Raw genomic sequence first — 16,365 nt, 5'->3', positions numbered from 1 at the left:
GTGTGCGAAGACCGGGCCATCCATGCGACAATCGCGCGCATGATGACCTTATCGGACTACCAGGCGCTGTTTCGCGCCTCGCCCTATCCCTATCTCGTGATGGCCCCGGACCTGACCATCGTCGGCGCCAGCGGCGCCTACCTGCGTTCGGTCCAGCGCAGCGAGGAGGACATCGTCGGCCGCTACGTGTTCGAGGCCTTCCCGGCCGAGGAAGACAATCCCGAGGCGACCAACATCGGCGAGGTCAAGGCGTCGCTGTTGCGCGCATTGGCCAAGGGCCAGCCCGACACCACCGCCTTTGTCCGCTACGCGGTCGAGGTGAACACGTCCGAAGGCAAGAAATACGAGGAGCGCTACTGGAGCACCGTGCACACGCCGGTGCTGGGCGAGGACGGCAAGCCGATCCTGGTGTTCCAGAACCCGGTCGACGTCACCGAACTGTACCGCTTCGACGAGCAGTCGCAGGTGGCGACGCTGCGCCTGACGCCGCCCGCCGACAGCAATGCCGAGAACTTCAACCGCGCCCAGATGCACGAGGCGCTCTCGCGCATCCTCAACAACGAGCGCGAACACCTGCGCAGCCTGTTCAACCAGGCGCCCGGTTTCGTCGCCGTGCTGATGGGGCCGAAGCACGTGTTCGAACTGGTCAACGAAGCGTATTACCAGCTGGTCGGCCACCGCGAGCTGGTCGGCAAGACTGTCTGGGAAGCGCTGCCCGAGGTGGCCGGGCAGGGCTTCGAGGAATTCCTCGACCGCGTCTACCGCACCGGCGAGGCGTGGACCACGCGCGCGATGCCGCTCGCGGTCCAGTACGAGCGCGACGGGCCGCTGGTCCAGCGCTACGTCGACCTGATGTACCAGCCCTACAAGGACCAGTACGGCACCACGATCGGCATCTTCGCCCAGGGCTACGACGTGACCGAATCGGTCGAGGCGCAACTGGCCAAGCGCGAGAGCGAGGAGCGCCTGCGCGACGGCATGGATGCGGCCAAGATGGTGGTGTGGGACTGGAACCTGGCCAGCGGCGAACTGGCCTATTCGGACAACGTCGCCGACGTGCTGGGCTTTACGCCCGACCGCATGGCCGGCGTGAGCCAGTACATCCATCCCGACGACCGCCACAAGGTCGCCGACGCCCACCGCGAGGCGATCGCCGGCAGCGGCGCCTACCAGGAAATCGTGCGCGTCATCCGCCCCGACAACGGCCGCCAGGTGTGGCTCGACAGCCGCGGCAAGGTGCAGTTCGACGCCGAGGGCAAGCCGCTGCGCATGCGCGGCGTGACGGTCGACGTGACCGACCGCATCCAGGCCGAATTCGAATTGCGCGAATCGAACCGCAAGAAGGATGAATTCCTCGCCATGCTGGCGCACGAACTGCGCAATCCGCTGGCGCCGATTTCGACCGCCGCCGAGATGCTGCGCCTGACCAACGTCACCGACCCGCGCACCAAAAAGGCCAGCGAAGTCATCAGCCGCCAGGTGCGGCACATGACGGCGCTGGTGGACGATCTGCTGGACGTGTCGCGCGTCACGCGCGGGCTGGTCGAGCTGGAGCAGGAACTGGTCGACATCAAGGCGGCGGTCGCCAGCGCCGTCGAGCAGGCGCGCCCGCTGATCGAAGCGCGCCACCACGCGCTGACCGTGCGCACCGACAGCCAGCAGGCCACCGTGCTGGGCGACCGCACGCGCCTGGTGCAGGTGATCGCCAACCTGCTCAACAACGCGGCCAAATACACGCCGCAAAACGGCGAGATCACGCTGGCCGTGCATGCCGACGGCGGCTTCGTCGACATCGCCGTGATCGACAACGGCATCGGCATCGACAAGCTGCTGCTGCCGCACATTTTCGAGCTGTTCACCCAGGCCGAACGCACGCCGGACCGCGCCCAGGGCGGCCTGGGCATCGGGCTGGCGCTGGTCAAGACGATGGTCGGCCTGCATGGCGGCAGCGTCACCGCCGACAGCGCGGGGCCGGGCGCCGGCAGCACCTTCACCATCCGCCTGCCGGCGATCACGCAGGGCCTGAAAGAGCGCATCGAAGGCGCGGCGCGCGAAGGACGCCTGGCCAGTCCGTCGTCGCTCGACATCATGATCGTCGACGACAACGTCGATGCCGCCGAGTCGCTGGCCGTGCTGCTCGAAGCGCAGGGCCACCGGGTACGGGTGCAGGCGCATCCGCTGCAGGCGCTGGAAAACGCGCGGGCGCAGCCGCCCCAGGTCTTCATCCTCGACATCGGCCTGCCCGAAATGGATGGCTACGAACTGGCGCGCCGCCTGCGCGCCGACCCGGCCACCGGCGCCGCGCTGTTCATCGCGCTCACCGGCTACGGCCAGGCGCACGACCGCATCCTGTCGAAATCGAGCGGCTTCGAGCACCATTTCGTCAAGCCGATGGATATCGAGCGGCTGGGGCAGGTGCTGGGTCAGGTGGGGGCGGGAGCCGCGCAATGACCGATTCGATGCGCGCCTTGCCCGTGCGCCTGCGCCCGCAACAGGATCTGCGTGGCGCGCTCACGGCGCTGCTGCCGGAGCAGGGCATTGGGGCCGGATTCGTGTTGCAGGGCATCGGCAGCCTGAGCGTGGCGCGCATCCGCTGCGCAGGCGTGGACGCGATCACCGAACTGCGCGGCGACCTGGAAATCCTGACCCTGGCCGGGTCGTTGTCGACCAACGGCGCGCACCTGCACATCAGCGTGTCGGATGCTGCCGGGCGCGTCGTGGGCGGGCACGTGGCGCCCGGGTGCGTCGTGCGGACGACGGCGGAGATCCTGGTCGCCCTGTTGCCGGACCACGCGTTCAGCCGCGAGGCGGATGCAGAATCGGGGTGGGATGAGTTGCTGATCCGTTCGGCGGCTCGTCCTTGAGCCACAGGAGTGTGATACCCGTAGGGTGGGCATGCCCACCGTTCCGTGCGCATGCAATACAGGAAACGCACGTAACGCGTGGACGGAGCCACCCTGCACTCAGTATTCGCGGCGGTCCGGCTTGATCTCCTGCAGGATCGTCGTCGAGATCTCCTCGATCGACTTGGTCGTCGACGACAGCCAGCGAATTCCCTCGCGCTTCATCATCATTTCCGCCTCGTTGACCTCATAGCGGCAATTCTCGATCGACGCATACTTGCTGCCGGCGCGGCGCTCCTCGCGGATTTGCGCCAGGCGCTCGGGCGTGATCGTCAGGCCGAACAGTTTATGCTTGAACGGCGGCAGCGAGGACGGCAGCCGGCCGCGCTCGAAGTCATCGGGAATCAGCGGATAGTTGGCCGCCTTGATCCCGTATTGCATCGCCAGGTAGAGGCTGGTCGGGGTCTTGCCCGAACGGGACACGCCGACCAGGATCACGTCCGCCTCGGCCAGGTTCTTGTGCGACTGGCCGTCGTCGTGCGCCAGCGAAAAATTGATCGCCTCGATGCGGTTCTTGTATTCCTCGGAATCGACCACGTTGTGGATGCGGCCGATGGTGTGGGTTGATTTGACGCCCAGTTCCATTTCGAGCGGCGCCACGAAGGTCTGGAACAAGTCCATGTGCATGCCGTTCGAGGCGCGGATCACGCCCGACAGGTCGTGCTTGACCAGCGTCGAGAAGACGATCGGGCGCTGGTTGTCGGCCGCGTAGTGCTCGTTGATGCGGCGCGCGGCATCCTTCGCCTTCTCGATCGTGTCGATAAAGGGAATGCGGATCTGGCGGAAGCGCATTTCGAACTGGCTCAGCACCGCGTGGCCGAAGGTTTCGGCGGTGATGCCGGTGCCGTCGGAGACGAAGAACACGGTGCGGGTCGAGGGGGGGAGCGGGGGGCGGCCTTCAACTGTCATGGTATTTTTTCAACAAGTGCTGTCTGGTTTGCAGTGTTGTGCGATGTGAATTCAGGGCGCACGGGGTAGAATGCTCGGCAACGGTTTTTGCATTGTGCTGCACGGCGAACAGAATAACAAGAATACAAGCCGGCAGCCGCGCCATAAGGTTTCCATCATCAAGTAAGGTGCTTTACCATGACTAACCTGTCTAATGCAGTATTGAAAGATCCCGAACAAGGCGCAAGCGTTTACGTTGCCCCGTTCGAAAACCTGCGCATGACCGATGTCGAATCGGTCGGCGGCAAGAATGCCTCGCTCGGCGAAATGATCAGCCAGCTTGCCGAAGCCGGCGTGCGCGTGCCGACCGGTTTCGCCACCACGGCCCAGGCCTTCCGCGACTTCCTCGAACACTCCGTCGACGGCGGTCCGTCGCTGGCCGCACGCATCGCCACCCGCCTCGAAGGCCTCGACATCGACGACGTCCGCTCGCTGGCCGCCGCCGGCGCCGAGATCCGCCAGTGGATCGTCGAGACCCCGTTCCAGCCGCGCCTGGAAGAAGAAATCCGCAGCTATTACGAGCGCCTGGTCGCCGATTCCACCGCCGAGATGTCGTTCGCCGTGCGCTCCTCGGCCACCGCCGAAGACTTGCCGGACGCCTCGTTCGCCGGCCAGCAGGAAACCTTCCTGAACGTGGTCGGCATCGACAACGTGCTCGAAGCGATGAAGCACGTCTTCGCCTCGCTCTACAACGACCGCGCGATCTCGTACCGCGTGCACAAGGGCTTCACCCACGCCGAAGTCGCGCTGTCGGCCGGCGTGCAGCGCATGGTGCGCTCGGACGTCGGCGCTGCCGGCGTCATGTTCACGATCGACACCGAATCCGGTTTCAAGGACGTCGTCTTCATCACTTCCAGCTACGGCCTGGGCGAAACGGTGGTACAGGGCGCGGTCAATCCGGACGAGTTCTACGTCCACAAGCCGATGCTCCAGCAGGGTAAATCGCCGGTCATCCGCCGCAACATCGGCTCCAAACTCATCAAGATGGAATTCACCAGCGAAGCGAAAGCCGGCCGTTCGGTGAAGACCGTGGACGTGCCGATCGAGCTGCGTAACCGTTATTCGCTGACCGACGCCGAAGTGGTCGAGCTGGCAAAATATGCCGTCATCATCGAGAACCACTATGGCCGTCCGATGGACATCGAATGGGGCAAGGATGGCCGCGACGGCAAGCTGTTCATCCTGCAGGCGCGCCCGGAAACGGTGAAGTCGCAGCAGAAGGCGACCGATGCCCAGCAGCGCTTCTCTTTGAAAGGCAGCGGGACGGTGTTGACCTCCGGCCGCGCCATCGGCCAGAAGATCGGCGCCGGTCCGGTGCGCGTGATTACCGACCCGTCGGAAATGGAACGCGTGCAGCCGGGCGACGTGCTGGTAGCGGACATGACCGACCCGAACTGGGAACCGGTCATGAAGCGCGCTTCGGCGATCGTCACCAACCGGGGCGGGCGCACCTGCCACGCGGCGATCATCGCGCGTGAACTGGGCGTGCCGGCAGTCGTCGGCTGCGGCGATGCGACCGACGTGCTCAAGGACGGCACCTTCGTTACCGTCTCCTGCGCCGAAGGCGACGAGGGCAAGATCTACGATGGCTTGCTCGAAACCGAAATCACCGAAGTCTCGCGCGGCGAACTGCCACCGATCCCGACCAAGATCATGCTCAACGTCGGCAACCCGCAGTTGGCATTCGACTTCCAGTCGGTGCCGAACGGCGGCGTCGGCCTGGCCCGTCTCGAATTCATCATCAACAACAACATCGGCGTGCACCCGAAGGCGATCCTCGAGTACCCGAACATCGACGCCGACCTGAAGAAAGCGGTGGAATCGGTCGCCCGCGGCCACGCTTCGCCGAAAGCCTTCTACGTGGATAAACTGGCCGAAGGCGTGGCGACGATCGCCGCCGCGTTCTGGCCAAAGCCGGTCATCGTGCGCCTCTCCGATTTCAAGTCGAACGAGTACAAGAAGCTGATCGGCGGTTCGCGCTACGAGCCGGACGAAGAAAACCCGATGCTCGGCTTCCGCGGCGCCGCGCGCTACCTGGCCGAAGACTTCGCCGAGTCCTTCGAGATGGAGTGTGTCGCCATGAAACGGGTCCGTGAAGAGATGGGCCTGACCAACGTCGAGATCATGATCCCGTTCGTGCGCACCCTGGGCCAGGCCGAAAAGGTCATCGACCTTCTGGCCAAGTATGGCCTGAAGCGTGGCGAAAACGGCCTGCGCGTTATCATGATGTGCGAAGTGCCCTCGAACGCCATCCTGGCCGAGCGCTTCCTCGAATTCTTCGACGGCTTCTCGATCGGTTCCAACGACCTGACCCAGCTGACCCTGGGCCTGGACCGCGACTCCGGCATGCCGCTCCTGGCCGCCGACTTCGACGAACGCGACCCGGCCGTCAAGGCCATGCTGTCGCTCGCCATCAAGGCATGCCGCGCGCAGGGCAAGTACATCGGCATCTGCGGCCAGGGTCCTTCGGACAATCCTGACTTCGCCCAGTGGCTGGTGGAAGAGGGTATCGAGTCGATGTCGCTCAATCCGGACTCGGTGATCGAGACCTGGCAGAAACTGGCAGCCATGAAAGCCGAGTAATAGCGCGGTGTAATAGCTTACAGGCAACAAAAGACTTGACTCGTTGTCAAAACGAGTTAGACTTTTGGAAACCCTCGTTACCTTGACGGTGGCGGGGGTTTTTCTTTTTGACTGGAGAATGCCATGCGCCGTGGAGCCTTGCTGCTTGCCCTGATGGGAATGCTGTTCTCAACCGCCGCACTGGCTGCGGAGCCGTCGTTCTGTACGTCGGTGTGCGACAGCGAACGGCGTGCCTGCAGGACCGACGTGCAGCAATTGGCGGCAGAAGACGGCGATGGCTTGCTGGTGATGGAAGAGCGCAATCAGTTGGCACGCACGGCCGCGCGAACGCAGACGCCGTCGGCGGCCGCGCTGGCGGGCGCGCGTTCGGACGTGCAGACGCGCCGCATCCAGCGCACCGCCGCCTGCGAAGAGACTTACCGCCGCTGCATCAAGTCGTGCCAGACACCGGCGGCGGTCTCTCCGGTGTTCTTGCCGCGCAAGAATGGATGAGTGCAAGTTGTTGAGGAGGAAAGCGACATGTCCGACTGGATGAACTGGATGGTGGGCGCGGGGATCCTGGTGATTGCCGAGATGTTCACCGGGACGTTTTATTTGTTGATGATCGCCATCGGCCTCGCCTTTGGCGGCATTGCGGCGCTGCTGGGCTTGAGCGGCGCGCTCCAGACACTGGTGGCCGCCGCCGTCGGCCTGGTGGCGACCGCCATCCTGCACCGCAGCCGTTTCGGGCGGCCGGCGAAGACCAACGCCACGCGCGACCCGAACGTCAACCTCGATATCGGTGGCCGCGTCGCCGTGCCGGGCTGGCACGAGGGCCGCGCGCGCGTGATGTACCGCGGCGCGCTGTGGGATGTCGAACTCGGACCGGGGGCGCTGGCGGAAGCGGGCGAGTACCGTATCGTCGAGGTGCAGGGCAGCCGGCTGATCGTTGTTAATGTATGAGAGTAGCGAATATCTGTTACTCATCTATAAGGGATACCCATGGAATTTTCGTTCGAAATCGTCGCGCTGGTCATCTTCGTCATTGCGATCGTGTTCGTCTTCAAGACGATCAACGTCGTGCCGCAGCAGCACGCCTGGGTGGTCGAGCGGCTCGGCAAATACCATGCGACGCTGGCGCCCGGCCTGAACATCGTGATTCCCTTCGTCGACCGTATCGCCTACAAGCATGTGCTCAAGGAGATCCCGCTCGACGTGCCGCCCCAGGTCTGCATCACCAGGGACAATACCCAGCTGCAGGTCGACGGCATCCTGTATTTCCAGGTGACGGACGCGATGCGCGCCTCGTACGGCGCCTCGAACTACATCCAGGCCATCACCCAGCTGGCGCAGACCACGCTGCGCTCGGTGATCGGCAAGATGGAACTCGATAAAACGTTTGAAGAGCGCGACCACATCAACACCACGATCGTCAACGCCATCGACGAATCGGCCGCGAACTGGGGCGTGAAAGTGCTGCGTTACGAAATCAAGGACCTGACGCCGCCGGCCGAGATCCTGCATTCGATGCAGCGCCAGATCACCGCCGAGCGCGAAAAGCGCGCGCTGATCGCCGCCTCCGAAGGCCGGCGCCAGGAACAGATCAACATCGCCAGCGGCGAACGCGAAGCGGCGATTGCCCGCTCCGAAGGCGAACGCCAGGCCGCGATCAACCGCGCCCAGGGCGAGGCGAATGCCATCGTCGCCCTGGCCGAAGCGAGCGCCACCGCGCTGCGCCAGGTGGGCGCGGCGATCCGCGAGCCGGGCGGCGAGGACGCGATGAACCTGCGCGTGGCCGAACACTATGTCGATGCCTTCGGCAAGCTCGCCAAGACGAATAATTCGATCATCGTGCCGGCCAACCTGGGCGAGATGAGCGGGCTGATCGCCAGCGCGCTGCATATCGTCAAGACGCAGAAATAGCGGAGTCGTGAATGACCGAGGCTCGCTTGACACGCGTCGTTTTGATTGCTTGAGTACTGGCACCGAGATGGCGCACTAACTGGCAGCAAATAAAGTTGCCCAACCAAGAGCTGGTGCTGGTCGCCCGCACTGGTGCAAAAGCCGTAGACGGTCTCAAGAAAATGCGTTGTCTTTGGTCGCAACTGTTGTTACCGCACTGCAAAACATTGAGACAGCAGCAGATTTTTAACGATAGACTGATAGGAGAAGTCAAGCTCACAAGGCGATAACAGTCAAAGCTGTCGTCGAGCGCTTCCTCGCTTGGAACGACTAGCAGCTCGACGAACAAGAACTTCTGTCCGGCAACCCACTTCCTGGCGCGCTGGCATATACCCAAGAGCGCTGGATTGATCTATCGGTAGCGGGCGATGGTTTACATCGCCGGGTGATCGTTGGTGTACGGCTGAAAAAATTCGGCGACGGGCTGAAGTTGTACATCTATGCTATTACGTGTGTTTGCGCAGGCCGATACCTCCTCAACGATCTAACGCATGGCATGGTGAATGTGGGAGTGCGAGTCGCGGAGCGCCGTGTATGTCTAGTGACAGGTGACAGATACTATAGCAGTCGTTTGCTCCGAACAGCGAGAGCGCACCTTGTTGCGTCCCTGAATTTATAGGAACGATTCAGAATGTGAAGGGAGCGTAGCAGCAGGGTCTATGTATCTACCAGAGTCAGGAGTAGACTAGCTAATGCCGCGAGACGTTATTGTCGGGCTATATCGGGGGGCGCCCATCGATCTTGTATATGATGGTCTGGAGTGCGTTTCGAAATCGAATCATCCGCGCATTGTTGGGTATGTAAAATCCGATGTTCTGGTCGGATCCGCTATCGCAGCGCTTTCGGTTTGGGCAAGTGGATTTTTGAGTGCGATATTCTATGCAACGATTGTTCTGGTGCTCCGCGCTGTACCAGCAGTCCAGATCGAAGCCGTCGTTGTAGGTTTTTAAACGGTCGACTTTATTCAGATTAATTGTAAGTCTCCCTACGAATGCTGGACAGATGGGATTGCATGCGCCAGGATCCCTAAACTCGTAGTTTTCGTCGATCAGCATGACATTAAGCAAGGGGTCATAGCTAACGAATGAAAATTTGTAGTGTTTATCTGATTCTGTATGCTCGACTGAGCCAAAATCGAGATCGGTGGACAGTCTTGCACGGGCGGTAGTCTTCAGCATTTCCTTTTGCGTCGCAGACGAACTGTTCCGAATGCGTCGAAGTAATTCATCCAGCGGCATGCCTGCAACTTCGGAGGGTGTTTTGTCGCGTGATTCCCTCGTCGATTGCGACGTTGCTACGCTTGGCCGGACTAGTTCAGGTAGCTGTCGTGTCGATGGTGTTGCGGAAGTGCGTGCTGGCAGGCTTGCTTGAGGTGCGCTTTGCAGTCCTAGTATTCGATCCTGAAAGCGCTCCCATCTGTCAATGCGATCAGTTTCTGATAACGAACTGTTTTTCAACATTGTGCAGTACGTCGCAGCCATTGTCTGTAATGTCACAAGGCGGTCTACGTTTGGAAATTTCGAAAAGAGATTCTGCGCCTCAATTTCGGTCTTGATGCCCAACTCTCCTGCATTAACACGCCCCAGCGATCCTACTTTCGCGGCAATTTCGGACTTCAAATTGCGATTGACATCTGTCATCGGCGCTGGCATCTGCGGGCACGCTATTGAGTCATTGGCCAGCGCGACCAGCGGACCTAGAAGAGCGATTGAACAAACAGCTGCATAAAGCATTGAGTGACTCCTTGTGCGAACTCATGAGGGTTAAGCTCAGCCAGCGGTCAGAAAATGACAGATTAGCTGCTGGTTGCGTCCGAAAACCTATTCACGCGCCAATGTCCAGTGCAACTTTGCTAAGCAAGTTTATAGCTGCCTAAGCGATGGGTCTACACGAAGTTAACGAGATTTCGCGATTTCGCCACAGCTAAAGGGGAGCAAGTCAAAAGTTGAATCGTTCTGCAGAACGCGTGCCTGTCGAAAGGTTCATTAATATGGCTGGACATTGCATGCCGAGCGCATTCGGCCGGAGGTGCGCTGCCGTTATTGCAAGTCTTCATGTATTTGGTTGAGCTGGAATCCTGTACCCGAATTGGGCGACGCGACTAAGGGGCAGGGAACACGCGGACCGAGCCACGTGACCTTGCGCTAAACAAGACCGGTGTGTCGATGCGTCCCATCTGAACTTGGTGCCGATTTTTACGATGTTTTTTAGAGTAGGAAACGTGTATGGAAAGCTTTCGATCTGTAATTTTCGACGCGTCGTTCTCGATGCTTAATGTGCGAATAGGTCTAGGCTCTTGTTCGGCGAACTCCGCGCCACCCGCTGAAATCCGGCAATGACCCGGGTCGTCATCATTACCGGTGCCTCGGACGGCATCGGCGCCGAGATGGCGCGTCAGCTGGCGGCAACCGAAGGGGCACATGTGGCACTGGTGCTGGCGGCGCGCAATGGCGCGCAGCTGGATCTGGTCGCCGCCGAATGCGCCGCCCTCGGCGCGCAAACCATGACGGTGCCGACCGACGTCGGCGTGCAGATCCAGTGCCGGCGGCTGGTGATCGGCGCCGTGGAACGCTTCGGGCGCATCGACGTGCTGGTGAATAATGCGGGACGCTCGGCGCACGCGCTGTTCGAGGAAGTCGAAGACCTCGGCTGGTACGAGGAATTGATGCGGGTGAACCTCTAGGGCGCCGTCTGGTGCACGCAGGCGGCGCTGCCGCACCTGAAGCGCTCGCGCGGCGGCATCGTCGCCGTGTCCTCGCTGGCGGGGCTGGTCGGCGTGCCAGGGCGTACGGCTTACAGCGCCACCAAGTTCGCGATGACGGGATTTTTCGAGGCGCTGCGGGCGGAACTGAAAGGCGCGGGCGTGAGCGTGACCACGGCGTATCCGGGCGTGGTGGCGACGAAAATCCGCTACCGCGGCTTCAACGCGCACGGCGAAACGGCGGGTGCCAGCGGCCTGAAGGAAGAGGGCGCGATGAGCGTCGAAGAATGCGCGCGCCTGATCGTCGCGGGCATGAACGGGCGCAGGCGCGAAGTCGTGATGACGGCCAAGGGCAAGCTGGGGCGTTTCCTCAAGTTGCTGGCGCCCGGGCTGGTCGAGAAGATTGCGCTGGCGGCGTTGAAGGACGAGGTGAGGCCGCATTGACGGTGGCGGCACGGGCGGCGGTTCGAACCGCATCCGTTCCGTGACGCGGCGGGCATGCCTTGCGCGGCCCGGCCCGCCCTACGAACTTCGCTCCATTTCCGCATTGACCGCGTCAGCGCACCGTAGGGTGGGCATGCCCACCGCGTACGTGTTGGTGTGTTGGTATGACGTTTCCCGTATCCCCGTGCCCGTGCGCACCATGGTGTTCGGGTGTGCGCGCGCCGTCACGCGGGCATGCCCGCCCTACTAGAAATCGATCGACCCGGACACCGTCACCGTGCGCGGTCCACCCGCGACCAGGTAGCCGTAGCCCGGATACCCGCCCGCCGACGCCCAGTAATTCTTGTCGGTGACGTTGTCGATGCGTGCGCGCAGTGTCACGTCGCGTTCCATCAGGCGGGTCGACCAGGTCGCGCCGAGGTCGAGGCGGCTCCAGGACGGCAGCTTTTGCAGGTTGGCGGCGTCGGCGAACTGGGTGCTGGTGTGCAGGGCGCGCGCGTTCAACGCCAGGCCCGGCACGCCAGGGACGTCCCAGTCGGCGCCGAGGTTGACCTGGATTTCCGGCACGCCGATCGCCTCGCGGCCGTCGGTGGCGCCGTTGAAGGTGCGGCGCTGCTGGCTGTCGAGCAGGGTGGCGCCGCCCAGCAGGCGCAGGCCCTTCGTCGGCAAGCCGAACACCGACAATTCGAGGCCGCGGTTGCGCTGCTCGCCGAACAGGCCGAAGGTGTTGTTCGCCACGTACGCTTGCGGCTGCGCCGTCTGGAACAGGGCGACCCCGGCGCCGAACTTGCCGCCGTCGACCTTGACGCCGATTTCCTTCTGGCGCGAGACGTACGGTGCGAACACCGCGCCTTCGTTGGTCAGGGGCGCGCCAAAGCCGCCGCTGCTGGCGCGGGTGCCGCGCTGCAGCGCCTCGATGTAGTTCGCGTACAGCGAGACGCCCTGCACCGGTTTGTAGACCAGGCCGGCGACCGGCGTGTTCGCGGTCTCGTCATAGTCCGGGGTAGGGGCGCCGTTGCCGTACAGGTAGCCGGCGTCACGGATGCGCTGGTGGCGCAGGCCGACGGTCAGCAGCACCTTGTCGTCAAGCAGCGAGAGGGTGTCTGCGATTGCGGCGCTGGTGAGGATGCTGCGCTGGACGCGCAGCGGATTGTTCAAATCGCCGCCGGTGAAGAACTGGTTCGACGGCGCCGCCGACGCCACCGGACGGTAGATATTGGTGGCAAAGCCGGCAAAATCGCTCATCGCATAGGCGTTGAGTTCTTCGCGGTAGAAGCCCGAGACCGTGGCCGAGATGCCGTGCTTGACGCTGCCGGTTTGCAGCTCGGTGCGCGCACCGAGTTCGCCGGTGCGGACGCGGTCGACACGCACGTTGTCGAAGCGCGTCATGGTGGCGCTGCCGTCGACGCCGGTGACGGTGGCCGACGACAGGATGTTCGCTTCGTTGCCCTTGCGCGCGCCCAGCGCCGCCCAGGCCACCGCGCCGTTCGGCAGGTCGACTTCGGCGCGCAGGGTGCCGAAGACGTCGCGTTCTTTCGACAGGGTCCAGGGCTGGGCCCAGTTGCTGTCGGCGTCCGGCGCTTCGATGATCGGCAGGCCGGCGGCGATCGTCACGCTCGGGCGCGCGTTAGTGAGCGCGTGGTTCTGGTAGCCGGCGTCGGCCGAGACACGGAAGCCGTTGCCGCGGTAATCGGCGCCGATCGAGAACACCGACAGTTCGCGCTCTTCGCCTTCGATCGCGGTTTCGCCGTCGCGGCGCACGCCGTTGATGCGCAAGCCCGCGCGGTTGTCCGGACCGAAGCGGCGCGCGACGTCGAAGGCGCCATAGGCCTGGCCGCCGCTTTCGACGCCCAGCGTGATCTGGTTCAGGTCCTTGTTCGGGGCGCGTTTGGGCAGCAGGTTGATCATGCCGCCGATGCCGCCGCCGCCCGGCGCGGCGCCATTCACGAAGCTGTTGGCGCCGCGGAAGACCTCGACGCGCTCGAGCAGTTCGGAAGCGACGAACTGGCGCGGCAGCAAGCCGTACAGGCCGTTATAGGCCAGGTCGTCCGAGTTCACCGCGAAGCCGCGGATCACGTACAGCTCCTGGTAGTTGCCGAAGCCGCGCGCGACGCGCACCGACGGGTCGTTCTGGACCACGTCGGCCACGCTGCGGGCTTGCTGGTCCTGGATCAGCGCCTGCGTGTAGTTGGTGGTGTTGAAGGGCGCGTCCATGATGTCGACGTTGCCCAGCAAGCCGAGGCGGCCGCCGCGTGCGACCTGGCCGCCGGCGTAAGCGCTCGGCAAACCCTGGGCCGAGGCGTCGGCCGATGCGGTGACGACGACGGTTTGCATCGGCGTTTGCGGCGCCTCTGCGGCAGTGCTCTGGGAGGCGGTCTGTGCACCGGCGTGGCCGGCCGCGAACACGAAGGCGCCAAAGGCGAGGGGAGTGAGGATGAAGCGAGGCTGGTTCATGGTTTCTTGTTAGATGAGAATCGTTATCATTATTATGCGCGCAAAGCTTGCGACTGTAAATGAGAACCATTATTATCTGTGCTCATCGTCGAACCTGAACCCCATGTCATCGCAATCCCTACGCCGCTGGTCCTGGATCCACAAGTGGAGCAGCCTGGTCTGTACCGTCTTCATGCTGCTGCTGTGCCTGACCGGCCTGCCGCTGATCTATCACCATGAAATCGGCCACCTGCTGGGCAACGACGTCGAGGCGCCCGCACTCACGCCCGAGCTGGCCGCCAATCCGCCGCGCGCGAATCTCGACGACGTGATCGCCGCCGGCCGCGCGCTGTATCCGAACAAGATCATGATGTACATGTCGCAGGAAAGCGACGAGCCCAAGATCTGGAACGTGACCCTGGGCGATCATCCGAACGACGAGCACTACAAGCCGATCGCGGTCGATGCGCGCACGGCTAAAGTCATCACCGAGCCCGCCTTCGAAGGCGGCGCCTTCATGTCGACCATGCTGCGCCTGCACGTGGACCTGTTCGCCGGCCTGCCGGGGATGCTCTTCCTCGGCTTCATGGGGCTGCTGCTGATCGTCGCGATCGTCAGCGGGGTGGTGCTGTATGCGCCTTTCATGCGCAAGCAGGAATTCGGCACCGTGCGCCACGGCCGCACCAGCCGCCTGAAATGGCTCGACCTGCACAACCTGCTCGGCATCGTCACGCTGGTATGGACGCTGGTGGTCGGCGCGACCGGCGTGATCAATACCCTGGCCGACGTGATGCTGAAGTACTGGCAGGCGACCGAGATCGCCGCCATGCTCGAACCGTACAAGGGCGCGGCGGCGCCGACCCGGCTGGCGTCGATGGAAGCGGCCGTCAGGGCTGCCGAAGCGGCGGCGCCCGGCATGGCGGTCGGCTTCGTGGCCTTCCCCGGCACGCCCTTCGCCAGCCCGCATCATTACGGCGTCTACATGCGCGGCAACGAAGCCTTTTCGTCGCGCCTGTACAAGCCGGTGCTGATCGACGCCCAGACCGGCGCCATCACCGACCACCGCGAGCTGCCGTGGTACCTGACGGCCCTGCTGATCTCGCAGCCGCTGCACTTCGGCGACTACGGCGGCGCCTGGATGAAGCTGCTGTGGGCGCTGCTCGACGTCGCCACCATCATCGTGCTGGGCAGCGGCCTGTACCTGTGGGTGCAGCGCGGGCGCGCCGTCAAGCGCCATGCGCAGGCTGTCGCGCAGGCGACGGGCATGGCTACGCCGGTGTTGGCGCGCTCCGGGGAGGGACGATGAAAGGCAGCTTCATGCACCTGTGGTTGATGCCCATCCTGCTCGGCATATCGACCACGATCGGCCTGGTCAGCGCGCTGCTCGGTGACGGGATCTGGGACATCGTGTCCGCTTTCACGCTCGGCGCGCCGGTGCTGACCGGTCTCTGGTACAGCCTGCGCGGCGCAAGACTTAAGGCGCGCTGAAGCCTTCTTGCGTTGTCAAAGCCTTAAGCATTGCCAAAGGAATGCTCCGTATAAAGTGGGACACCAACCACCACACCGGGAGACTGCAATGAAGGGCTTCATCCGCGCCAACAAGGGTTTTATCGTATTCATGATGCTGTTCGGCGTGTTCCGCACGGCGGTGGCGGACTGGAACCCGATTCCCACGTCCTCGATGCGGCCCAACCTGCTCGAAGGGGACGTCGTCTTCGTCAACCGCCTGGCGTTCGATCTGAAGGTGCCGCTGACCGACACCATCGTCACCCATATGGGCGAACCGCAGCGCGGCGACGTCGTCACCTTCAGTTCGCCCGCCGACGGCACGCGCCTGATCAAGCGCATGGTCGCGCTGCCGGGCGACGTGGTCGAGATGCGCAACGAGATCCTCAGCATCAACGGCAAACCGGCGCGCTATGACGACGTGCAGCAGGTGATGGAGCCGGCCGGGGAGGGCCAGGTGCCTGCGTTGCGCCTCTCCGAACACGCCGACGGCCATGCGCGCCGCGTCCAGATCATCCCGCAAGTGGACACGCCTGCCCGCAACTTCGGCCCGGTGACGGTGCCGCCCGGCCACTACATGATGCTGGGAGATAACCGCGACAACAGCGCCGACTCTCGCTATATCGGCTTCGTGCCGCGCAAGCTGCTGATCGGCCGCGCCGAGCGCGTGCTGGTGTCGGCCGACATGCTGACGAATTACGCGCCGCGCTTCGAGCGCTTCGGCATGTCGCTGCGCGACTGAACACGGAAACGCCAGCCGTGGGCCTGATGCCAGTCGGTCAAGCCGGCGGCCTGCCCCCCATGCCCTGTGCTGAATCGGGACCGTGAAGTCCCGCGGTCCGTAGGGTGGACTCTTGAGTCCACGCGGTGCTGCATACGCATGTCGAAATGACGCGCGGGCTGGGT

General features: G+C 63.4%; 12 protein-coding genes and 1 pseudogene. 10 read left to right on the top strand and 3 right to left on the bottom strand.

All coding sequences use genetic code 11. The features are described 5' to 3' along the window. The first annotated feature begins 39 nt into the window (after positions 1 to 39). The gene (locus AC56LG_RS18035) at positions 40 to 2,451 is read left to right on the top strand and encodes a hybrid sensor histidine kinase/response regulator (protein WP_497167446.1); all 2,412 of its coding nucleotides are present in this window, start codon (positions 40 to 42) and stop codon (positions 2,449 to 2,451) included. A gap of 8 nt (positions 2,452 to 2,459) precedes the next feature. Continuing rightward, entirely contained in the window at positions 2,460 to 2,864 is a 405-nt protein-coding gene (locus AC56LG_RS18030) for a PPC domain-containing DNA-binding protein (RefSeq protein WP_497167710.1), read from the top strand. A gap of 99 nt (positions 2,865 to 2,963) precedes the next feature. On the opposite strand, the gene ppsR is transcribed toward AC56LG_RS18030, so the two are convergent. Beyond that, positions 2,964 to 3,812 carry a posphoenolpyruvate synthetase regulatory kinase/phosphorylase PpsR gene (gene ppsR, locus AC56LG_RS18025; RefSeq protein WP_497167445.1) on the bottom strand — a complete coding sequence of 283 codons (849 nt, stop codon included), beginning with the start codon at positions 3,810 to 3,812 and terminating at the stop codon, positions 2,964 to 2,966. 258 nt (positions 3,813 to 4,070) lie between these two features. Here ppsR and ppsA point away from each other — a divergent pair, with 258 nt between their 5' ends. The 4 genes from ppsA (at position 4,071) to AC56LG_RS18005 (ending at position 8,336) form a co-directional block, all read left to right on the top strand. Further along, on the top strand, positions 4,071 to 6,434 hold the full coding sequence (ppsA, locus tag AC56LG_RS18020; protein ID WP_497167444.1) for a phosphoenolpyruvate synthase: 2,364 nt from the start codon (positions 4,071 to 4,073) through the stop codon (positions 6,432 to 6,434). Between the two features lie 123 nt (positions 6,435 to 6,557). Further along, positions 6,558 to 6,926, top strand: coding sequence for a hypothetical protein (locus AC56LG_RS18015; RefSeq protein WP_497167443.1), 369 nt, complete (start codon positions 6,558 to 6,560; stop codon positions 6,924 to 6,926). Between the two features lie 27 nt (positions 6,927 to 6,953). Continuing rightward, the gene (locus tag AC56LG_RS18010; RefSeq protein WP_497167442.1) at positions 6,954 to 7,376 is read left to right on the top strand and encodes an NfeD family protein; all 423 of its coding nucleotides are present in this window, start codon (positions 6,954 to 6,956) and stop codon (positions 7,374 to 7,376) included. A 39-nt stretch (positions 7,377 to 7,415) separates the two neighbouring features. Next, entirely contained in the window at positions 7,416 to 8,336 is a 921-nt protein-coding gene (locus AC56LG_RS18005) for an SPFH domain-containing protein (protein ID WP_497167441.1), read from the top strand. A 755-nt stretch (positions 8,337 to 9,091) separates the two neighbouring features. Here AC56LG_RS18005 and AC56LG_RS18000 read toward each other — a convergent pair. Further along, positions 9,092 to 10,108: a hypothetical protein gene (locus AC56LG_RS18000; RefSeq protein WP_497167440.1), complete on the bottom strand. Its 1,017-nt coding sequence runs from the start codon at positions 10,106 to 10,108 to the stop codon at positions 9,092 to 9,094. A 602-nt stretch (positions 10,109 to 10,710) separates the two neighbouring features. On the opposite strand from AC56LG_RS18000, the pseudogene AC56LG_RS17995 reads away from it, so the two are divergent. Further along, positions 10,711 to 11,520: pseudogene (locus tag AC56LG_RS17995) on the top strand (SDR family oxidoreductase). Between the two features lie 246 nt (positions 11,521 to 11,766). On the opposite strand, the gene AC56LG_RS17990 reads toward AC56LG_RS17995, so the two are convergent. Beyond that, entirely contained in the window at positions 11,767 to 13,974 is a 2,208-nt protein-coding gene (locus AC56LG_RS17990) for a TonB-dependent receptor (protein ID WP_497167439.1), read from the bottom strand. Positions 13,975 to 14,077: 103 nt separating this feature from the next. On the opposite strand from AC56LG_RS17990, the gene AC56LG_RS17985 reads away from it, so the two are divergent. The 3 genes from AC56LG_RS17985 to lepB all read left to right on the top strand — a co-directional run bounded on the left by AC56LG_RS17985 (position 14,078) and on the right by lepB (position 16,201). Next, positions 14,078 to 15,259, top strand: coding sequence for a PepSY-associated TM helix domain-containing protein (locus AC56LG_RS17985; protein WP_497167438.1), 1,182 nt, complete (start codon positions 14,078 to 14,080; stop codon positions 15,257 to 15,259). After that, positions 15,256 to 15,441, top strand: coding sequence for a hypothetical protein (locus AC56LG_RS17980; protein ID WP_497167437.1), 186 nt, complete (start codon positions 15,256 to 15,258; stop codon positions 15,439 to 15,441). The genes AC56LG_RS17985 and AC56LG_RS17980 overlap by 4 nt, the downstream gene beginning before the upstream one ends. 88 nt (positions 15,442 to 15,529) lie before the next feature. Further along, positions 15,530 to 16,201 carry a signal peptidase I gene (gene lepB, locus AC56LG_RS17975; protein WP_497167436.1) on the top strand — a complete coding sequence of 224 codons (672 nt, stop codon included), beginning with the start codon at positions 15,530 to 15,532 and terminating at the stop codon, positions 16,199 to 16,201. The last annotated feature ends 164 nt before the right edge of the window (positions 16,202 to 16,365 follow it).

This window comes from Telluria sp. ZB2R32 (genome assembly GCF_059685715.1).
This window is presented reverse-complemented; position numbering and strand designations above follow the sequence as displayed.